Here is a 20,673-nt window from a genome sequence, read left to right as displayed (position 1 = left end):
CCACAGGAGAAGCTGCATGGCGGTCATTGAGGTCAAGGTCCCGGATATCGGCGACTACAGCGAGGTTCCGGTCATCGAAGTGCTGGTCGCCGTCGGCGACACGGTGAAGAAGGACCAGGGCCTGCTCACGCTGGAGTCGGACAAGGCCACGCTGGAAGTGCCGTCGGCGGCGGCCGGCGTGATCAAGGAACTGAAGGTCAAGCTCGGCGACGTCCTGTCCGAGGGCGCGGTGATCGCGCTGCTGGAAACCGAGGACGCCGGCGCCGCGCCGGCCGCCACGCCCGCTGCGGCCAAGGCCGAGGTGCCGGCCAGCAAGCCGCCGGTGGCGCCGTCGCATCGCGCCCCGGCCGAGCCGCCGGCGCCCAGGCCGGCGCTGGCCAGCGGCAAGCCGGCCGACATCGAATGCAAGATGGTGGTGCTCGGCGCCGGCCCCGGCGGCTACACCGCCGCGTTCCGCGCCGCCGACCTGGGCCTGGACACGGTGCTGATCGAGCGCTACGCCAGCCTCGGCGGCGTCTGCCTCAACGTCGGCTGCATCCCGTCCAAGGCGCTGCTGCACGCGGCCGTGGTGATCGACGAGGTGGCCCATGCCGGCGACTTCGGCGTGACCTTCAGCGCGCCCAAGATCGCCCTGGACAAGCTGCGCGCGTACAAGGAAAACGTGGTCGGCAAGCTCACCGGCGGCCTGGCCAGCATGGCCAAGCAGCGCAAGGTGCGCACCGTCACCGGCGTGGCGTCGTTCGTGTCGCCCAATGAGCTGGAGATCGTCGGCGCCGACGGCAAGACCCAGTTGCTGCGTTTCGAGCAGTGCATTATCGCCGCCGGTTCGCAGGCGGTGAAGCTGCCCAACTTCCCGTGGGACGACAAGCGGGTGATGGACTCCACCGACGCGCTGGAGCTGCAGGAGATCCCCAAGACCCTGCTGGTGGTCGGCGGCGGCATCATCGGCCTGGAAATGGCCACCGTGTACAGCGCGCTGGGCAGCAAGGTCACCGTGGTCGAGTTCCTGGACCAGCTGATGCCGGGCGCCGACAAGGACCTGGTCAAGCCGCTGGCCGACCGGCTGAAGAAGCAGGGCGTGGAGGTCTACCTGAAGACCAAGGCCAGCCAGGTCAAGGCCGACAAGAAGGGCATCACCGTGTCCTTCGAGGCTGCGGCCGACGGCGAGCCGCCGGCGCTGGGCGCGACCACCTACGACCGCGTGCTGGTCGCGGTGGGCCGTTCGCCGAACGGCAAGAAGATCGGCGCGGACAAGGCCGGGGTCAACGTCACCGAGCGCGGCTTCATCCCGGTCGACCGGCAGATGCGCAGCAACGTGCCGCACATCTTCGCCATCGGCGACATCGTCGGCAACCCGATGCTGGCGCACAAGGCCACGCATGAAGGCAAGCTCGCCGCCGAAGTGGCCGCCGGCGAAAAGAAGGAGTGGGTGGCGCGGGTGATTCCGTCGGTGGCCTACACCAATCCGGAGATCGCCTGGGTCGGCGTCACCGAGACCGAGGCCAAGGCCAAGGGCCTGAAGGTCGGCGTGGCCAAGTTCCCGTGGGCGGCCAGCGGCCGCGCCATCGGCATCGGCCGTACCGAGGGCTTCACCAAGCTGATCTTCGACGAGGACACCCACCGCATCGTCGGCGGCGCCATCGTCGGCGTGCATGCCGGCGACCTGCTGGCCGAGATCGGCCTGGCGATCGAGATGGGCGCCGAGGCCGAGGACATCGGCCACACCATCCACGCGCATCCGACCCTGAGCGAGTCGGTCGGCATGGCCGCCGAGGTCTACGACGGCACCATCACCGACCTGTACATCCCGAAGAAGAAATGAGGCGCCGGCTGCGGCGCCGATGAGGTCACGACGCCCCGCTTGCCGGGGCGTCGTCGTTTCTGGCGGGGGGGGGGGGCGGCGCGGCGGGCGCGGCCGTGGCCGGGGCCCGCCACGCGATCGAACTCCCGCGGCACGGAGCACCGTGCCGCGCTGCGGCTTACGCGGCCAGCGGCGAGCGCGGTTCGGTGGGAATCAGCAGATCCAGCAGGGCGGCATGGGCGGCGACATGCCGGCGCCGCAGCCGGGTCAGCGCATCCAGGAACGTCATCGCTGCCTGCAACCCTGGCGTGTCCGCGGTCGCGATGCCACGGCGCCCTTGGGTACGCATCGCCGGCGCCGGCGATGCGAGCGAGCTGGAGCAGATCGGCCGGTGAGTCTTGTGCATGGGCAGCACGCTGGATCGAGGAGGACGGCTGTCATCCTGCGCGCCTGCCGGCGCCGGGTCCAATGCAAAACAAAAAACCCGGCGATAGGTTTTTCCTATCGCCGGGTCCTGTTGTGTTCGATTGCCCGATGGATCAGAACGCGAAGGTCACGCCGGCCACCGGGCCCTTGAACTCCTGCTTCAGGCCGACGTTGGTTAGCGTGTCGACGTTGGAGTCGGTCTTGCGATCCACGTCGAGCTTGAACCAGTCGTAGCCGGCAAAGATGCCGAAGTTCTTGGTGAAGCGGTATTCGGCGATCGCGTTGGCGCGGCTCAGGTCGCCGTCGTACTTGCCGAAATCGCCCCAATTGGTGTTGAGGTACTGGCCCTGCACGCTGAACAGCCAGTGCTCGTTCGGCTGCGCGGTGAAGCGCAGGCCGATCACCGGCGCGGCGCCGTCCTCGCTCTCGTCGATGAAGGTGCCCGAATACAGGTCGCCCAGGTCGGCGTAGGCATTGGCCTGGATCTTGGCCCATTCGGCGCCGATCTGCAGGCCCATGCTGAACTGCGGGGTGTCGATCACCGCGTAGTCGTACACCAGGCTGGCGACCTGGTACTTCAGCTCGCCCTTGACGAAGCTGCCGCCCGGTACGGTGGCGCCGCCGTAGCTGAGGTCCTCGCCGAGTTCCTCGCGGCGGTCCTTGTCGTACTTGAAGTAGTCGAAGATCAGGCGCTGGCGGGTGCTGATGCGGAACATGCCGTCCACGCGCGGCTCCCATTCCTTGCCGCCGAGATCGAAGTCCTGCGAGCCGGAAATTTCGTTGCCGGCGATGGTGGTGTTGCCACGCAGGGTGTTGTCGTTGTCCACGTTCATCGCGCCGAGGCGGATGGTGAAGCGATCGTCGCCGTCTTCGGCGTGGGCGGGCAGGGCGTAGGCGGCGGCAAGTGCGCACGGAAGCGCAAGGGCAAGCAAGTGTTTCATAGGGACGAAGCTCCGTCATCTGGGGATGAATGCGCCGATGGCGAGCGCCACCGCGGGCCGCAACTATCCTTAAATCCGTGTCCACCATTCGTGAAGGTATGGAGCGGCCACGGTGGCGCCGGTCACAGAATTGCAGGCAAAAAGAAGAGCCCCGGTCGCCCGGGGCTCCATGGGTCCGCGCTGCAAATCGACGAGGATGGGCGCAGTCCCTGCACAATCGGACCGGAGGCGGCATGGAAAGTTCCCACGCAAATTCCTGGTGCGATGCATCAATCCAGCCCGCGGCGCGGGTCTGCGACGTGCTATCGTTGGCGGCTGGGCTCGATCCGGGGACGGCCGCAACCTTTGGCGGTTGTCTCGCAAATTGTCCCATTGCTATAATTCCGCGGCTCGACGGACGCGAAGACGTCCTCAACCCACCACCAACTGCAGGATTTTCTGTGCTGAACTCCGTTGATGCGGGTCGGCGGCTGATGCTGCGCGCAGCGATTTACCCGCTGGTGGCGGTGGCCGTGGTTTCCCTGGCGTTCCTGCTGCTGGGGCCGAAGTACGCCATGGGCGCTGCCGCAACCGGGCTGGCGACGGTGGCGGGAGGATGGCTGGCGGCACGTACCGCGCTGAGCGGCGGCGTGCAGGCGGCCGGTGCGGCGATGGCGCGGTTGATCGTGGCCATGGTGCTGAAGTTGGTGTTGGTATTCGCGGTACTGGCGCTGGGCTTTGCCTGGTGGCGGCTGCCTCCTCTGGCCCTGTTGGCGGGTATCGCCACCGGGCTGATGTTCCAGGTTCTGGCGCTGGCCAGACGTTGATCGAATCACGAAAAGGCTCAGGACTCATGGCGGGCGAGGAAGCAACCCCTACCTCCTACATCCAGCACCACCTGCAGAACCTCACCTTCCAGGTGCAGGAAGGCGGGTTCTGGCAGGTGCACGTCGATACCCTGGTCATGTCGGTGCTGTCCGGCCTGGTGATGGTGTTCGGCTTCTGGATCGCCACGCGCAAGGCCACCGCCGGCGTGCCGGGCAAATGGCAGGCGTTCGTGGAGATCCTGCTGGAGTTCGTCGACCGCCAGGCCAAGGACACCTACCACGGCACCAGCAAGCTGGTGACCCCGATCGCGATCACCCTGTTCTTCTGGATCCTGATGATGAACCTCATCAAGATGATCCCGGCGGACTTCATCGCCAAGCCGCTCGAATTGGCCGGCGTGCACTACTGGAAGCCGGTGCCCACCGCCGACGTCAACGCCACCCTGGGCATGTCGATCAGCGTGTTCTTCCTGATGATCTTCTTCGCGCTGCGCTCCAAGGGCGTGGGCGGGATGACCAAGGAATTCCTGACCGCCCCGTTCGGCAAGTGGATGCTGCCGTTCAACCTGATCCTCAATGTCGTCGAGTGGCTGAGCAAGCCGATCTCGCTGGCGATGCGACTGTTCGGCAACATGTTCGGCGGCGAGATCGTGTTCCTGCTGATCTGGGTGCTGGGCGGTGCCGGCATCTTCGGCGCGCTGGCCGGCGGCGCGTTCGGCTTCGGCTGGATGCTGTTCCACCTGCTGGTGATCCCGCTGCAGGCTTTCATCTTCATGATGCTGTCCATCGTGTACCTGAGCCTGGCGGAAGACAGCCACTGACGTTCCTGCTTCACGCGTTTTAAGCAACCCTTCGTCCGATTCACCATCCTCAAGCAACTTTGTTCCTGGAGAAAACCATGTACTTCGCCGTCCTGACCAACCTCGCCCAAGTCCAGAGCTCCACCGTCCTCGCCGTCGGCATCATGATCGGCCTGGCCGCGCTGGGCGCCGGCCTCGGTCTGGCCATCATGGCCGGCAAGTTCCTGGAGTCGGCCGCGCGCCAGCCGGAACTGATCCCGGTGCTGCAGGTGCGCATGTTCATCACCGCCGGCCTGATCGACGCCGCGTTCATCATCAGCGTCGCGGTCGGCCTGCTGTTCGCGTTCGCCAACCCGATGATCGGCGAGTTCGTGTCGCGCCTGCCGCAGGGCGGCTGATCCAGTAGCACCGGCGGACGGTCGCAGCGATGCGGCCGTCCCGCTGCGGATGAAGGTTCGGACGCGCGCGCCGCGATGGCGGCGCGTCCACCCCGTCACTTTGGCTGAGCGTACCCAATGAATATCGGTCTCACCCTCTTTGCCCAGGCGCTGGCGTTTGCCGGTCTGATCTGGATCGTCGCGACCAAGATCTGGCCGCCGCTGATGCAGGCCATCGAAGAGCGCCAACAGAAGATCGCCGAAGGCCTCGCCGCCGCCGATCGCAGCCAGAAGGATCTGGCGCAGGCGCAGGAAAAGGTCAACGAAGCGCTGAAGGACGCACGCGTCAAGGCCAACGAGATCATCGACCAGGCCCACGCGCGCGCCAACCAGATCGTCGAAGCGGCCAAGCACGAGGCGATCGCCGAGGCCAACCGGCAGAAGGATCTGGCCCAGGCCGAGATCGACGCGGCGGCCAACCGTGCGCGCGAGGAGCTGCGTCGCCAGGTGTCGCTGCTGGCGGTGAGCGGTGCGGAAAAGCTGCTCAAGCGCGAAATCGACGCCAGCGCCCACAAGGCGCTGCTCGACGAGCTGGCGGCGGAGATCTGAGATGAGCCAGGCCCTCACACTGGCGCGTCCGTATGCCCGCGCCGCGTTCGCTGCGGCCAGCGATGCCGGCAAGCTCGCACCGTGGTCGCAGGCGCTGGCGTTCTCCGCCCAGGTCGCCGCCGATCCGCGCGTGGCGGCGCTGCTGCACAACCCGCAGCTGCAGCGCGAGCAGGCGGTGGCGCTGCTGGCGCCGCAGGTGGCCGACGAGCAGTACGCGCGCTTCCTGAGCCTGCTGGCCGAAGGGCAGCGGCTGCCGCTGCTGCCCGAGATCGCCGGGCTGTACGATCAGCTGCGTGCCGAGGCCGAATGCGTGGTCAAGGCCAACGTGACCTCGGCCACCCAGCTCAGCGAGGCGGAAGTGGCCTCGTTGAAGGTGGCGCTGAAGCAGCGCTTCGGCCGCGAGGTCGAGATCACCACGGCGGTGGACGCTTCGCTGATCGGCGGCGCGGTGATCGACGCCGGCGACGTGGTCATCGACGGGTCGCTGAAAGGCAAGCTGTCGCGCCTGCACTCCGCACTGGCCCACTAAGAAGCGGGAATGGCGAATAGAGGAGAGAGAACCCGGCCCGGCGGCAACGCCACCAGCGATTCCCGATTCCCCATTCCCGATTCTCAAAGACGCTAACCAAACGTCGCCATCCGCCTTCGCGCGGTGGACGATCCGAAGGAAACCAAGATGGCAACCACGCTCAACCCCTCCGAAATCAGCGAACTGATCAAGAACCGCATCGAGCAGGTCAAGCTGACTGCGGAGTCGCGCAACGAAGGCACGGTCACCAGCGTGTCCGACGGCATCGTGCGCATCTTCGGCCTGGCCGACGTGATGCAGGGCGAGATGATCGAACTGCCGAACGAGACCTACGCCCTGGCGCTGAACCTGGAGCGCGACTCGGTCGGCGCCGTGGTGCTCGGCGACTACGAGAACCTGCGCGAAGGCGACGTGGCCAAGACCACCGGCCGCATCCTGGAAGTGCCGGTGGGCAAGGAACTGCTCGGCCGCGTGGTCAACGCGCTGGGCGAGCCGATCGACGGCAAGGGCCCGCTGGGCACCGCGCAGACCGCGCCGGTGGAGCGCGTGGCGCCGGGCGTGATCTGGCGCAAGTCGGTCGATGAGCCGGTGCAGACCGGCTACAAGTCGGTCGATGCGATGATCCCGATCGGCCGCGGCCAGCGCGAGCTGGTCATCGGCGACCGCCAGACCGGCAAGACCGCGCTGGCGATCGATGCGGTGATCAACCAGAAGACCACCGGCATCAAGTGCGTGTACGTGGCGATCGGGCAGAAGGCCTCGACCGTGGCCAACATCGTGCGCAAGCTGGAAGAGAACGGCGCGCTGGCGCACACCATCGTGGTCGCCGCGACCGCCTCCGAATCGGCGGCGATGCAGTACATCAGCGCCTACGCCGGCTGCACCATGGGCGAGTACTTCATGGACCGCGGCGAAGACGCGCTGATCGTGTACGACGATCTGTCCAAGCAGGCCGTGGCCTACCGCCAGATCTCGCTGCTGCTGAAGCGCCCGCCGGGCCGCGAAGCGTATCCGGGCGACGTGTTCTACCTGCACAGCCGCCTGCTGGAGCGCGCCGCGCGCGTGTCCGAGGACTACGTGGAGAAGTTCACCAACGGCGAAGTGAAGGGCAAGACCGGTTCGCTGACCGCGCTGCCGATCATCGAGACGCAGGCCGGCGACGTGTCCGCGTTCGTGCCGACCAACGTGATCTCGATCACCGACGGCCAGATCTTCCTGGAAACCGACCTGTTCAACGCCGGCATCCGCCCGGCGGTGAACGCCGGCATCTCGGTGTCGCGCGTCGGCGGCGCCGCGCAGACCAAGATCATCAAGAAGCTCTCCGGCGGCATCCGTATCTCGCTGGCGCAGTACCGCGAGCTGGCCGCGTTCGCGCAGTTCGCCTCGGACCTGGACGAAGCCACCCGCAAGCAGCTCGAGCGCGGCCAGCGCGTCACCGAGCTGATGAAGCAGAAGCAGTACCTGCCGATGTCCATCGCCAACCAGGCGCTGTCGATCTACGCGGTCAACGAAGGCTTCCTGGACGACGTGCCGGTCAACAAGATCGGCGCCTTCGAGGAAGGCCTGCACGCGCATTTCGCCAACACCGCCGGCGAGCTGATCGCCAAGGTCAACGACAGCGGCGACTGGAACGGCGAGATCGAAGCGGCGTTCAAGAAGGGCATCGGCGAGTTCAAGACGACCGGTAGCTGGTAAGCGCGCCGGGACTCGGGACTCGGGACTCGGGACTCGCGAAAGCGGGTTCCCTGCTCCGGGGCACGAGATCCGGAAGAGGTAGAAACGATTCGTGCGCGGGCTTTTCCCAGTCCCGAGTCCCGAGTCCCGAGTCCCGACGAGAAGAGAATGGCAGGCGGACGCGAAATCAAAACCAAGATCAAGAGCGTGCAGAACACCCGCAAGGTGACGCGCGCGCTCGAGATGGTCTCGGCCTCCAAGATCCGCAAGGCGCAGGATCGGATGAAGACCTCGCGGCCGTACGCGCAGGCGATGAAGCAGGTGATCGGGCATCTGGCGCAGGCCAGCACCGAGGACACGCATCCGTTCCTGGTGCAGCGCGACGCGGTCAAGCGCGTCGGCTACATCGTGATCTCCTCCGATCGCGGCCTGGCCGGCGGCCTCAACAACAACCTGTTCCGCAAGATGCTGGGCGAAGTGCGCCAGTGGCAGGACCAGGGCGCCGGCATCGACGTGGTCACCATCGGCCAGAAGGCCTCGGTGTTCTTCCGCCGGCTCAAGGTGGACATGGTCGGCAGCGTCAGCCACCTCGGCGACGTGCCGCAGCTGGAACAGCTGATCGGCGTGATCAAGGTGATGCTGGATGCATTCACCGAGGGCAGGGTCGACCGCGTCTACCTGGTCTACAACCGCTTCGTGAACACGATGACGCAGAAGGCCAGCTTCGACCAGCTGCTGCCGCTGCCGGCGGCGGAGAGCCAGGTCGCGCACCACGACTGGGACTACCTGTACGAACCCGATGCCGCGACCGTGCTGGAGCACGTGATGACGCGCTACATCGAGTCGCTGGTGTACCAGGCGGTGCTGGAGAACGTGGCCTCCGAGCATGCTGCGCGCATGGTCGCGATGAAGGCGGCCAGCGACAACGCCAACAAGCTGATCAGCACCTTGCAGCTGATCTACAACAAGGCGCGGCAGGCGGCGATCACCCAGGAAATTTCCGAGATCGTCGGCGGCGCAGCCGCTGTGTAGCCGGGAATGGGGAATGGAGAAACGGGAATGGTCGAAGCAGCAGCGCTTGATCTTCCCATTCCCGATTCCCCTTTCCCCATTCCCGACACCAGATTCGCATAGACATTAGTGGAGTTATCCAAATGAGTCAGGGCAAGATCGTTCAGATCATCGGCGCGGTCGTCGACGTCGAATTCGCGCGTGCCGATGTGCCGAAGATTTACGACGCACTGAAGGTCGAAGGCACGGCCATCACGCTGGAAGTGCAGCAGCAGCTGGGCGACGGCATCGTGCGCACCATCGCGCTCGGCTCCACCGACGGCCTCAAGCGCAACCTGGTGGCGACCAACACCGGCCGCGCGATCTCGGTGCCGGTCGGCCCGGGCACGCTGGGCCGGATCATGGACGTGCTGGGCCGCCCGATCGACGAGGCCGGCGACGTGCAGGCCACCGACCATTGGGAAATCCACCGCGCCGCGCCGAGCTACGAGGACCAGTCCTCGGCCACCGAGCTGCTGGAAACCGGCATCAAGGTCATCGACCTGATGTGCCCGTTCGCCAAGGGCGGCAAGGTCGGCCTGTTCGGCGGCGCCGGCGTCGGCAAGACCGTCAACATGATGGAACTGATCAACAACATCGCCAAGGCGCACTCGGGCCTGTCCGTGTTCGCCGGCGTGGGCGAGCGGACCCGCGAGGGCAACGACTTCTACCACGAGATGAAGGACTCCAACGTCCTGGACAAGGTCGCGATGGTGTACGGCCAGATGAACGAGCCGCCGGGCAACCGCCTGCGCGTGGCGCTGACCGGCCTGACCATGGCCGAGTACTTCCGCGACGAGAAGGACGAGAACGGCAAGGGCAAGGACGTGCTGCTGTTCGTCGACAACATCTACCGCTACACCCTGGCCGGGACCGAAGTGTCGGCGCTGCTGGGCCGCATGCCGTCGGCGGTGGGCTACCAGCCGACCCTGGCCGAGGAAATGGGCGTGCTGCAGGAGCGCATCACCTCCACCAAGACCGGCTCGATCACCTCGATCCAGGCCGTGTACGTGCCCGCGGACGATTACACCGACCCGTCGCCGGCGACCACCTTCGCCCACCTCGACTCGACCGTCGCGCTGTCGCGCAGCATCGCCTCGCTGGGTATCTACCCGGCGGTGGATCCGCTGGATTCGACCTCGCGCATGATGGATCCGAACGTGATCGGCCACGAGCACTACGACACCGCCCGCCGCGTGCAGATGACCCTGCAGAAGTACAAGGAACTGAAGGACATCATCGCGATCCTGGGCATGGACGAGCTGTCCGAAGAGGACAAGCAGTCGGTGTCGCGCGCGCGCAAGATCGAACGCTTCTTCAGCCAGCCGTTCCACGTGGCCGAAGTGTTCACCGGCTCGCCGGGCAAGTACGTGTCGCTGAAGGACACCATCCGCGGCTTCAAGGGCATCGTCGAAGGCGAGTACGACCACCTGCCGGAGCAGGCGTTCTACATGGTCGGCAGCATCGAAGAAGCGGTCGAGAAGGCCAAGAAGATGGCCGAGAAGGCCTGATCTGGATCCCGGCCGCGTGGCGGCCGGAATCCGGGAATGGGGAATCGGGAATCGAGAATCGCAAAGGCGGGACACGTGGCATCCGAGGCATCGCGTAGTGGTTAAGAGAAGGCAGCTCGCTTCTCCCATTCCCGATTCCCGGCTCCCGATTCCCGCCTCACCCAGTGAGGCACCATGAGCACCATCCGTTGCGACATCGTCAGCGCCGAGCACGAGATCTACCACGGTGAAGCGACCCTGGTGGTCGCCACCGGCGAGCTGGGCGAGCTGGGCATCGCGCCCAAGCACGCGCCGCTGATCACCCGGCTCAAGCCCGGCAAGGTGGTGGTGACCACCGCCAGCGGCGAGCAGCTGGATTTCGCCATTTCCGGCGGCATCCTCGAGGTGCAGCCGCAGGTGGTGACCATCCTGGCCGACACCGCGATCCGCGCGCAGGACATCGACGAGGCGTCGGTGCGCAAGGCCAAGGAAGACGCCGAGCGCATGCTGGCCAACCGTGGCGAAGGCATCGACGTGGCCGAGGCGCAGGCCAAGCTGGCGGAAGTCACCGCGCAGCTGCAGGCGCTGGAGCGCCTGCGCAAGAACCTCAAGCACTGAATCTTGCGGCGCGCGCCGTCTGGCGCAGGCATGCGACGAAGACGCCGGCGACTGCCGGCGTTTTTCGTTTGGGGGTCACGTTCTGCGCGCCGCGCCGTTTCGCGGCGGCGAGGAGCGCAGCTGCCGTCTCGCGCGTAGCGCCGGCATCGCCGCGCAACAGTGACGCCGCGCACGGCGCAGGCTTTATCGCCGCTGACTCGGCGGCGCCGGCGCGCGTCAGGCGCGGCGCGATGCAATGAAAACGTCGAGCGCCTTCGGCAAGATGGCCGCCCGATCTGCGGCTTCCTTCCCCATGCAGACGGTTTTTCAGGAGAGACCCGATGACCGCTTCCGTCGCTGCCCCCCTTCCGCGCGTGCTGAGCGCGCTGCTGGCCGGTACCGCCATGCTGGGCTGCGCGATGCCTGCGCGCAGCGCCACCCCGCTGGAACCGCTGCTCGACCGTATCGTCGAGCGCAACGCGATCGGCGACCAGGTGGCGCTGAGCAAATGGGACAGCGGCAAGCCGGTGCTGGACGCCACGCGCGAAGCCGCGGTGCTGGCCAGCGTGCGCGAGCAGGCGCCGGCGCACGGCGTGGATGCGGACGATGCGACGCGCTTCTTCGGCATGCAGATCGAGTCCAACAAGCTGGTGCAGTACCAGTTGCTGGAGCGCTGGCGGCTGCGCGGCCGCGCGCCCGACCAGCCGCGTCCGGACCTGACCGCGCTGCGCGCGCGCCTGGACCGGCTGCAGGGCGAGATGCTCGACGCGCTGCAGGCCAATGCCGCGACCCGGCAGGCGCCGGATTGCCCGGCCGCGACCGCGCGCGCGGCCGAGGCCTATGCGCTGCGCTGGCAGCTGGACCAGGTCCACCGCACCGCGCTGGTGCGCAGCCTGGGCGATTTCTGCCGCTGAGCGAGGCCAGCGGGCGGCAGTCGTGCCGATTGCACCCGCATGCGGCCTGCGCCGTCGAGCGCGTGCAGGCCAGCTATCGGCTGAAGCTGCCTTCATTTTGTGGGAGCGACTTCAGTCGCGACGGGCTTTACCGGTAGAGCCCGTCGCGACTGAAGTCGCTGCCACAAGTGTCCGGCATGCCGCGGGCGGATGTCCGCGCCCAGCCCGCCTAGCGATACACCAGATGCCGCCCCACGAAGAACGACAGTACCGCCAGCAGGCCCTCGACCACCGGCTTGGCCAGCCAGGCCAGGCGCAGGCCGAGCGCGTCCACGCACAGCGCCACCAGCCAGGTGCTGAGCAGGGTCATCAGGATCCACACCGCCATGAAGCGGCCGAAGCGCGACCAGCCCAGCCGCGCGCCGTCGCCGCTGGCGAAGGTGATGCGGCCGTTGAGCCAGAAGCCGAGCAGGGCGCCGCACACGCGGCCGAGTACGTTGGCCGGGATCGGCGGCATGCCGGCAGCGGTCGCCGCGACGAACACGCTCCAGTCGATCAGCAGTTGCAGCAATCCGATCAGCACGAATTGACCGCCCTGGCGCAGCAGACTCATGGCAGCCTTGGCTTGGGATCAAGCGCGCATGCTAGCGTCTGCCACGCAGATGTAAATGCCGCGGCATCGCGATGCCGTGCCGTCGCGGCACGCATCCACGGCTGCCTCTAGAATCTTCGTCTACCCGGAATGGAACCGCCCCCATGAGCCTGCCGCTGCACGTCGTGATCCTCGCCGCCGGTGCGGGCAAGCGGATGAAGTCCGCCAAGCCCAAGGTGCTGCAACCCATCGCCGGCCGGCCGATGCTGGCGCATGTGATCGACACCGCGCGCCAGCTGCAGCCGGCGGCGATCCATGTGGTCTACGGCCATGGCGGCGACGCGGTGCGCGCGGCCTTCGGCGACCAGCCGGATCTGCTGTGGGCCGAGCAGGCGCAGCAGCTGGGCACCGGGCATGCGGTGCAGCAGGCGATGGCCGAGGTGCCGGATGCGGCCACCGTGCTGGTGCTGTACGGCGACGTGCCGCTGATCCGCGCCGATACCTTGTTGCGCCTGCTGCATTCGCCGGGGCGGCTGGCGGTGCTGGTGGCCGAACCCGAGGATCCCAGCGGTTATGGCCGCATCGTGCGCGACGCGGCGGGCAAGGTCGCGGCGATCGTGGAGCACAAGGAGGCCGACGACGAACAGCGCCGCATCCGCATCATCAACACCGGCATCGTCACCGCCGAATCCACCGCGCTCAAGCGCTGGCTGGCGCAGCTGCGCAGCGACAACGCGCAGGGCGAGTACTACCTCACCGACGTGTTCGCCGCCGCCGCGGCCGAATTCACCCCGGCGGAGATGGTGCTGGTGGCCGATCCGATCGAGGCCGAAGGCGCCAACGACCCGTGGCAGCTGGCGCAGCTGGAGCGCGCCTGGCAGCTGCGCGCGGCGCGTGCGCTGTGCGAGCAGGGCGCGCACCTGCTCGATCCGAACCGGCTGGACCAGCGCGGCCGCGTGCGCGTGGGCCGCGACGTGTGCATCGACGTGAACGTGGTGCTGGAAGGCGAGGTGGAACTGGGCGACGGGGTCAGCATCGGCCCGTTCGTGCGGCTGAAGGACGTGGTGCTGGGACCGGGCACCGAAGTGCGCGCGCACTGCGACCTGGAAGGCGTGGTCACCGAGGGCGCGGTGCTGATCGGTCCGTTCGCGCGGCTGCGGCCGGGCACGGTGCTGGCCGACGGCGTGCACATCGGCAACTTCGTGGAGACCAAGAAGGCGGTGCTCGGGGTCGGCAGCAAGGCCAATCATCTGAGCTATCTGGGCGATGCGACGATCGGCAGCGGGGTCAACATCGGCGCCGGCACCATCACCTGCAACTACGACGGCGTGAACAAGTCGCAGACCACGATCGGCGACGACGTCTTCGTCGGCTCCAACAGCGCGCTGGTGGCGCCGCTGGCGATCGGCGCGGGGGCGACCATCGGCGCCGGGTCGGTGATCACGCGCGACGCGCCGGCCGGGCAGCTCACCGTGGCGCGGGTGCGGCAGAGCACGCACGCAGACTGGAAGCGGCCGAAGAAGAAATAGCGGCGGCGCGCCTGCGCTGGCGCGGCTGGCCAGGCACGTCGCCAGCGGCGACAGTCCACGGAGGTGTTCGATGCTGCTACGACGCGCGCGGTGCTGGGGTCTGGGGTTGCTGCTGGCCACGGCGGGCGCCGCGCAGGCGCAGACCTTTCGCCTGTACCTGGCGCCGGACGGCGACGACGCCGCGGCCGGGACCAGTGCCGCGACCGCGCTGCACAGCCTGGCTGCGGCGCAGCAACGCCTGCAGGCGCAATCGCCGACCACCGAGGTGGAGATCGTGGTCGCGCCCGGGACCTACCTGGGCCAGTCGGTGCGCTGGACCTTCCGCAACGGCGCGCCGCTGCGCATCGCCGCCGCCGCCGCCGCCGGCGCGGCGACGATGCCGCTGTTCGACGGACGCGGCGGCGGCACCTGGTTCACCCTGCGTGGCGGCGGCAACCAGCGCACCCAGCTGCAGTTCGTCGGCCTGGAGGTCAGCAACTACTGGATGGCGCTGGACCTTGGCAGCGGCAACGCGGCCGCCGACGGCAACGCCGGCAACGCGATCCGCGGCATGCGCTTCACCCGCATCGGCGGCATCCACGGCCGGGGCGATCCGGCGTATTCGTATGCGGCGATCCGCCTGCAGAACTCGCGCGACAACGTGATCGCCGACAACCAGTTCAGCGCGATCGACAACAGCAAGGAAACCTCCGGCTACATCCATGCGCTGTATCTGGCGCGGCATTCGACCGGCAATACGGTCGAAGGCAACAGCTTCACCGACGTCAACGGCGACGTGGTGCGCACCCGCGATGCGTCCGACGGGACCATGGTGCGCGGCAACCACTTCGTGCGTGCCGGCAAGTACGCCGCGTTCTCCGACTGGTTCGATCCGGACCAGCACGAATGCCCGTCGCGCGGCGGGCGCTTCGTCGACAACACCGTCGGCGCCGGCTATTACGGCGCGATTCCGGCGACGGCCACGACCGGCGCCGACGACGCCTGCGGGGCGTTGAATACGCCCCGCATCGTCGAGAGCGGCACCGTGCACGAGTGAACCTGCGTGCCGCAACGGCGAATCTGCGGCGTGCAGCGCGATGAGGGAATTTGTGGGAGCGACTTCAGGGCACCTCTAATAACCCACAAAAACTCGACTAAAACGCTCGCAAGTCATTGATGCGCATAGTGCGAAATTTTTAGAATCGAGGTTATTAGAGGTGCCCTTCAGTCGCGATGGGCGTTACCGGTAGAGCCCGTCGCGACTGAAGTCGCTCCCACAGTGGCGCCATCGGGTGGCATCGTCTGGATCGAAACGCGCTAGTTCGCCGACGCCAGCGGCAACTGCACCGCCACGCACAGTCCGCCGTCGTCGCGATTCTGCAGCGACAGGCGGCCGCCGTGCGCTTCGACGATCTCGCGGGTCAGCGCCAGGCCCAGGCCGGTGCCGTTGCGCTTGGTCGAATAGAACGGCATCAGCGCGTTGTGCAGCACCGCTTCGTTCATGCCGCTGCCGCGGTCCAGCACCTCGATACGCAGCCACTCGGGGCGGGTGGAGACGCGGATGCGCACGCTGTCGGCCGGCGCCAGGCCCTCGGGGCTGGATTCGTGCGCGTTCTTGACCAGGTTGAGCAGCGCCTGCTGCAACTGCGCCGGATCGACACGGCTGTGCAGGTCGGGGGTTTCCAGTTCCAGCGCGAACGGGATCTGCTGCTGCAACCCGCCCAGGAACTGCGCCCAGTGCACGGTCTGCAACTGCGGCTGCGGCAGCTTGGCGAAGCGCGCATAGCCGCGGATGAAGCCTTCCAGGTGCCGCGCGCGCTCCTCGATGGTGCCGAAGACTTCCTCCAGCCGCTCCACCTTCTGCCGCCGCACCAGCTCGGCGCCGGAATGCGCCAGCGAGGCGATCGGCGCCAGCGAGTTGTTCAATTCGTGGCTGATCACCCGGATCACCTTCTTCCAGGTATGCACTTCCTGGCGGCGCAGTTCGGCGGTGAGCAGGCGGATCAGCAGCAGTTCGTGCAGGCGGCCGTTGAGGCGGAAGCGGCGCCGCGACAGATGGTAGACCTGCTCCTCTTCCGGATCCTCCTCGTCGTCGATGGTGAACAGGCTGTCGCCGCCGCGCGCGACCGCCTCGCGCAGCGCCGGCGGCATGCCCAGCAGCAGATCGTCCAGGCGCTGGCCTTCCAGTTTCCAGCCGCCGTGCAGCAGCTTGCGCGCGGCCAGGTTGGAGAACACCACGCGGCGCAGGCCGTCGCCGCCTTTGGAGGTCAGCAGCATCGCCACCGGCGTGTTCTGCACCATGGTGTCGAGCATCAGTTCGCGTTGCGCCAGGCCCTGGCGTTGCTCGCGCAGGATGTCGCCCAGCTGCCGATGCGCGGCGACCATCTCGCCCAGTTCGTCGTCGCCGCGCCAGTGCACGCCGAAGTTGTATTCGCCGTCGCGGTAGCTGCTGACGGTGCCGGCCAGGGCACGGAACAGCGAGCGCATCGGTGCGGTGGCGCGGCGCAGCGTCCACCACATCAGCGCCAGCAGCGACAGCGCCGAGAAGGTCACCACTTCCCAGCCGCGGTCCATCCAGTACGCCAGCAGCCACGGCATCGCCGCGGCCAGCGCCAGCACCGGCAGCAGGCGCAGGAACAGGCCGACGGTGAAGGAACGGCGCCATTTCATTCGCGCGGGATTCCGTAGCGGTCCATGCGCCGGTACAGCGCCTGCCGGCTCATGCCCAACTCGGCGGCGGCCTGGGCGATGACGCCGTTGGCGCGGCCCAGCACCGCGACGATGCGCTCGCGGTCCGGTTCGGCGCAGGGTGCCGGACGCTGCGCGGCGGGCTTGGGCAGGTTGAGGTCGGCGGCCTCGATCTGGCGGCCGCCGGCCAGCAGCTCGGCGCGCTGGATCACGTTGCGCAGCTCACGCACGTTGCCGGGCCAGGCATGCCGCTGCAGCGCCTGGGCGGCGCCGGCCGACAGCGGCTTGGCGCCGGACAGGAAGTGCTCGGCCAGCGGCAGGATGTCGCCGGGCCGGTCGGCCAGCGCCGGCAGCGACAGCTCCACCGCGTTGAGCCGGTAGTACAGATCCTCGCGGAATGTGCCGTCGCGGATCATCGTCGTCAGGTCCGCATTGGTGGCGCTGATCACCCGCACCTTGACCTGGCGCTCGCGGTTGGAGCCAAGCCGTTCGAAGCGGCCGGTTTCCAGCACGCGCAGCAGCTTCATCTGCCCGGCCAGCGACAGGTTGCCGATCTCGTCCAGGAACAGGGTGCCGCCGTCGGCGGCCTCGAACTTGCCTTCGCGGACCTTGTTGGCGCCGGTGTAGGCGCCGGCCTCGGCGCCGAACAATTCCGCTTCGATCAGCTCGGCCGGAATCGCGCCGCAGTTCAGCGCCACGAACGGGCCCTGCCGCACCGGCGAATTGGCCTGGACGATCTCGGCGATCTTCTCCTTGCCGCTGCCGTTGGGGCCGGTGATCAGCACCGGCAGTTCCGAGCGCGCGACCTGGCAGGCCAGGGCGATGGCGCGTTCGCTGGCCGGATCGGCGAACACCGCGCCGCGCAGGTCGTAGCGCTGCGCCAGCTGTTGGCGATGGCGGCGTTCACCGTCGCGGCGCCGCTCCAGTTCGCGCCGCGCTTCGGACAGTTCCAGCAGGTTGTTGACCGTGGTCAGCAGCTTGCGATCGTCCCAGGGCTTGGCCAGGTAGTCGGCGGCGCCGGCCTTGACCAGTTCCACCGCGCTGCTGAGCTGGGTCCAGGCGGTCAACAGGATCACCGGCAGGTCCGGATGGCGCGCGCGGATCGCATCGAACAGCGCCACGCCTTCCTCGCCCGAGGTGGTATCGGCGGTGAAGTTCATGTCCTGCAGCACCAGATCGATATCGCTCTCTGCCAGGCGCTGCAGCCCGGCCTCCGGACTGTCCGCATGCACCGTCTCGATGTCGTGCAGGGAGAACAGCACTTCCAGCGCGGTGGCGACGGCGGGGTTGTCGTCGATGATCAGGATGCAGGGCATCGGGAACCTTGTCGGATGGCTTGGGCGGAACGGGTGAATGCCGGACGCAGCGGCATCATCGCAGCCCCGGTGTGGCTTGTCGTGTGCGCCAGCCGCCGCCGGCGTGCGACCGATGCCATCGCGGGCCCGCGCGATATGGCAACCACGCGCATGCGCATCAGCGATACGCCGCAGGCGACAGCCGCGCCGCGCGAACGGCCGGTCCGCGCATCGCCAGCCAGCCGGCCGCGAGCAACAGCAAGGCGACGACCAGGGCGGACAGCGGCGGCGGCGACAGCGCTGCGGCCTCCGGCAGGACCCGGCGCAACAGCGCGGCGACGCCCGCGCCGATGGCGACGCCCAGGCCGCAGAGCAGCAGGTTTTCCTGATGCAGTTGCCGGCGGACTTGCGCCGCACGCGCGCCCAGCGCGCGACGCAGCGCGATCTGCCGGTAACGCTGGCGCACCATCAGCTCGCTGATGGCGTAGACCGTCGCGGTCGTGGCGAGCAGCCACAGCGCCGCACCTGCCGCCAGCAGCATCAGCCGCTGGCGATGCAGGCGCCGTTGCTGCGAGCGCAGTTCGCCGGCGCTGCCCAGCTCGTGCATCCGCCCCGCCGCGATCCGCTGCGCATCCGCCCCCAGGCGCGCGCGGAGCTGCGTCGGATCGCCGTGCGCGATGCGCAGCACATACAGCGCGTCGCCGTCGTCGCGCAAGCGCAGCGCCAGGATGGCGCCGTCCTCGTCGCCGGTGCCAGGCGCGCGCAGCCGCTCGACGATGCCGACCACCTGCGCGGGCGGCCGGCCGCCCAGATACACCGCCTGCCCCACCGCGTCGCGGCCGGGGAACAGCCTCGCTGCCAACGACTGGGTCAGGATCACCCGCTGCGCCAGGTCCAGCGCGGTGGGCGAGGGGAGGTCGCGGTACTCGTCGCTGGCGAAATCGCGGCCGCGCTGCAGGCGCAGGCCCAGCGCCGCCAGCAGTCCGGGACCGCCGAGGTAGGTGGTCACGCGGAACTGTCCGCCGGCGCCGTCGGCGCGCGGTCCCATCAGCGTGCTCCAGTGCTCGGGTCCGAACGGCAGCTGATTGATCGCCGCCACGTGCAGGACGCCGGGGATCGCGCGCAATGCCGCCGCCTCGCGCTGCGCTTCCGTCCCGGACACGCGGCCGTTGAGGCGCAGCGTCAGCAGATGCGCATCGTCGTCGATGCCGCTGGAGGCGTGCATCCGCGCATGCGCCTGCGACGCCAGCGTGCCCATGGCGAGCAGCACCGGATAGCCGAGCGCCATCTGCAGCACGATCAGCATCGCCAGCAGCGGGTGCCTGTACGGCGAGATCAGCAATCGATCCATGATCCGAAGCGATTCGCTCAGGCGCTGCGCGTGGCGACCGCGGGCGGCACGCGGGTGGCGCGGCGTGCCGGCCCGAGCACCGCGAGCTGGCCGAGCAGCCACAGCGCCAGCGCGCCGACCGGCAGGTACCACAGCGGCAGCCGCGGCAGTTCGTAGGCGCTCATCAGGTACAGGTTGGCGGCGTAGGCCAGCAGCATGCCCAGGCCGATCCCGGCGCTGGCGAGCAGGAAGTTCTCCAGCTGGAAATAGCGCAGCACCTGGCTGCGCGTGGCGCCGAGCGCGCGGCGCACGCCGATCTGCTTGGTGCGCTGCTGCACCCAGAAGCTGGCCAGGCCGACGATGCCCAGCGCGGTGATCAGCAGCAGCATCGCGCACACCGCGACCAGCAGCCAGGCCATCGCGCGGTCGTTGCGGTAGTAGTGCGAGCGCGCCTGCTCCGCGGTCATGGTGCCCTTGTCCTGGATCATGCGCCTGGGCCCGTGCGCCAACAGCACCCTGCGCGCCTGCTGCAGCACCGCTTCGCGCTGCGCCGGATCGTTCACCCGCAGCAGGTAGGTGCCGCTGGTATAGGGCATGTTGACCGGGAGCAGCATCGCGTCCTGGTAGTCGGCCGGCGTACCGAAGTCGCGCGGCTGCACCAGGCGCTGCACGATGCCCACGATGCGGTGCTCGCCGAACACATGGATGGTGCGGCCCAGCGCGGTGCCGTCCGGGAACAGGCGTTGCGCCAGTGCCTGGCTCACGATCACCGACGGCAGCGTGCCGGTGTCGTTGGGATCCTGCAGCCGCGCATAGTCGAGGAACTCGTCGGGGTGGAAACGGCGGCCGGCGATCAGGGTCAGTCCCAGCGTGTCCAGCAACTGCATGTCGCCCATGTAGTTGGTCGCGCGCATCGTGCTGCGCTGCTGGTCGGCGCTGAGCGAAATGCCGCTGAACGTGACCGTCGTTCCGAACAGCGGCTGGTTGATCGCACTGGCCTTGCTCACGCCGGGGATCCGGCGCAGCGCATCCAGATCCTCGCGGGTCAGCGCGGCGCTGTCTTCGTTCCTGGCCACGCTGCGGATGCGCACTTGCACGATCTGCTGCTCGGCCGCGCCGCTGGGGCGCTGCATGCGTTCCAGGCGCTGGTCGATCAGGAACAGCGCATTGCACACCACCGCGCAGCTGAAGGCGATCTCCAGCACGATGAGCAGTGCGGCGATCCTGTGCTTGCGCAGGCTGGAGAGAATGGGGCGGATATGCACGG

The 20,673-nt window shown here is 68.1% G+C and carries 19 protein-coding genes; 13 read left to right on the top strand and 6 right to left on the bottom strand.

What is annotated here, in order from left to right; all coding sequences use genetic code 11:
* Positions 1–16 precede the first annotated feature (16 nt).
* Positions 17–1,822 carry a dihydrolipoyl dehydrogenase gene (gene lpdA / locus NRY95_19575; GenBank protein ID UYC15863.1) on the top strand — a complete coding sequence of 602 codons (1,806 nt, stop codon included), beginning with the start codon at positions 17–19 and terminating at the stop codon, positions 1,820–1,822.
* Between the two features lie 518 nt (positions 1,823–2,340).
* Here the strand turns inward: lpdA and NRY95_19570 are convergent.
* A complete protein-coding gene (locus tag NRY95_19570) occupies positions 2,341–3,168 on the bottom strand; it encodes a hypothetical protein (protein UYC15862.1) in 828 nt (275 codons plus the stop codon).
* 440 nt (positions 3,169–3,608) lie between these two features.
* Here NRY95_19570 and NRY95_19565 point away from each other — a divergent pair, with 440 nt between their 5' ends.
* The 10 genes from NRY95_19565 to NRY95_19520 all read left to right on the top strand — a co-directional run bounded on the left by NRY95_19565 (position 3,609) and on the right by NRY95_19520 (position 12,014).
* A complete protein-coding gene (locus NRY95_19565; protein UYC18645.1) occupies positions 3,609–3,974 on the top strand; it encodes a hypothetical protein in 366 nt (121 codons plus the stop codon).
* A 26-nt stretch (positions 3,975–4,000) separates the two neighbouring features.
* The gene (gene atpB, locus NRY95_19560) at positions 4,001–4,795 is read left to right on the top strand and encodes a F0F1 ATP synthase subunit A (protein ID UYC15861.1); all 795 of its coding nucleotides are present in this window, start codon (positions 4,001–4,003) and stop codon (positions 4,793–4,795) included.
* Positions 4,796–4,872: 77 nt separating this feature from the next.
* Positions 4,873–5,172: a F0F1 ATP synthase subunit C gene (gene atpE / locus NRY95_19555; GenBank protein UYC15860.1), complete on the top strand. Its 300-nt coding sequence runs from the start codon at positions 4,873–4,875 to the stop codon at positions 5,170–5,172.
* Positions 5,173–5,289: 117 nt separating this feature from the next.
* A complete protein-coding gene (locus tag NRY95_19550; GenBank protein UYC15859.1) occupies positions 5,290–5,760 on the top strand; it encodes a F0F1 ATP synthase subunit B in 471 nt (156 codons plus the stop codon).
* Between the two features lies 1 nt (position 5,761).
* Positions 5,762–6,289, top strand: coding sequence for a F0F1 ATP synthase subunit delta (locus NRY95_19545; GenBank protein ID UYC15858.1), 528 nt, complete (start codon positions 5,762–5,764; stop codon positions 6,287–6,289).
* 147 nt (positions 6,290–6,436) lie between these two features.
* On the top strand, positions 6,437–7,984 hold the full coding sequence (gene atpA / locus NRY95_19540; protein UYC15857.1) for a F0F1 ATP synthase subunit alpha: 1,548 nt from the start codon (positions 6,437–6,439) through the stop codon (positions 7,982–7,984).
* A gap of 147 nt (positions 7,985–8,131) precedes the next feature.
* Complete coding sequence (gene atpG / locus NRY95_19535) at positions 8,132–8,995, top strand: F0F1 ATP synthase subunit gamma (protein UYC15856.1); 864 nt, start codon at positions 8,132–8,134, stop codon at positions 8,993–8,995.
* Between the two features lie 122 nt (positions 8,996–9,117).
* A complete protein-coding gene (atpD, locus tag NRY95_19530; GenBank protein ID UYC15855.1) occupies positions 9,118–10,524 on the top strand; it encodes a F0F1 ATP synthase subunit beta in 1,407 nt (468 codons plus the stop codon).
* A gap of 174 nt (positions 10,525–10,698) precedes the next feature.
* Positions 10,699–11,121 carry a F0F1 ATP synthase subunit epsilon gene (locus NRY95_19525; GenBank protein ID UYC15854.1) on the top strand — a complete coding sequence of 141 codons (423 nt, stop codon included), beginning with the start codon at positions 10,699–10,701 and terminating at the stop codon, positions 11,119–11,121.
* Between the two features lie 320 nt (positions 11,122–11,441).
* Positions 11,442–12,014, top strand: coding sequence for a chorismate mutase (locus NRY95_19520; protein UYC15853.1), 573 nt, complete (start codon positions 11,442–11,444; stop codon positions 12,012–12,014).
* 208 nt (positions 12,015–12,222) lie between these two features.
* Here the strand turns inward: NRY95_19520 and NRY95_19515 are convergent, their stop codons facing one another.
* Positions 12,223–12,606: a GtrA family protein gene (locus NRY95_19515; protein ID UYC15852.1), complete on the bottom strand. Its 384-nt coding sequence runs from the start codon at positions 12,604–12,606 to the stop codon at positions 12,223–12,225.
* A gap of 143 nt (positions 12,607–12,749) precedes the next feature.
* Here NRY95_19515 and glmU point away from each other — a divergent pair, with 143 nt between their 5' ends.
* Positions 12,750–14,114, top strand: a complete 1,365-nt coding sequence (gene glmU / locus NRY95_19510) for a bifunctional UDP-N-acetylglucosamine diphosphorylase/glucosamine-1-phosphate N-acetyltransferase GlmU (GenBank protein ID UYC15851.1) — start codon at positions 12,750–12,752, stop codon at positions 14,112–14,114.
* Between the two features lie 70 nt (positions 14,115–14,184).
* Positions 14,185–15,150: a right-handed parallel beta-helix repeat-containing protein gene (locus NRY95_19505; protein ID UYC15850.1), complete on the top strand. Its 966-nt coding sequence runs from the start codon at positions 14,185–14,187 to the stop codon at positions 15,148–15,150.
* Positions 15,151–15,410: 260 nt separating this feature from the next.
* On the opposite strand, the gene NRY95_19500 is transcribed toward NRY95_19505, so the two are convergent.
* The 4 genes from NRY95_19500 to NRY95_19485 form a co-directional block, all read right to left on the bottom strand.
* On the bottom strand, positions 15,411–16,763 hold the full coding sequence (locus tag NRY95_19500) for a HAMP domain-containing histidine kinase (GenBank protein ID UYC15849.1): 1,353 nt from the start codon (positions 16,761–16,763) through the stop codon (positions 15,411–15,413).
* Positions 16,760–18,097: a sigma-54 dependent transcriptional regulator gene (locus NRY95_19495; GenBank protein ID UYC15848.1), complete on the bottom strand. Its 1,338-nt coding sequence runs from the start codon at positions 18,095–18,097 to the stop codon at positions 16,760–16,762. The genes NRY95_19500 and NRY95_19495 overlap by 4 nt, the downstream gene beginning before the upstream one ends.
* A gap of 157 nt (positions 18,098–18,254) precedes the next feature.
* Positions 18,255–19,427 carry an ABC transporter permease gene (locus tag NRY95_19490; protein UYC15847.1) on the bottom strand — a complete coding sequence of 391 codons (1,173 nt, stop codon included), beginning with the start codon at positions 19,425–19,427 and terminating at the stop codon, positions 18,255–18,257.
* Positions 19,428–19,444: 17 nt separating this feature from the next.
* On the bottom strand, positions 19,445–20,671 hold the full coding sequence (locus NRY95_19485) for an ABC transporter permease (GenBank protein ID UYC15846.1): 1,227 nt from the start codon (positions 20,669–20,671) through the stop codon (positions 19,445–19,447).
* Between the last annotated feature and the right edge of the window lie 2 nt (positions 20,672–20,673).

The organism is Xanthomonas campestris pv. phormiicola (genome assembly GCA_025666215.1).
In the GTDB taxonomy this organism is placed as follows: Bacteria; Pseudomonadota; Gammaproteobacteria; order Xanthomonadales; family Xanthomonadaceae; genus Xanthomonas_A; species Xanthomonas_A campestris_A.
Note: the sequence above shows the minus strand (reverse complement) of the source record. Positions and strands in the feature narration are given on the sequence as shown.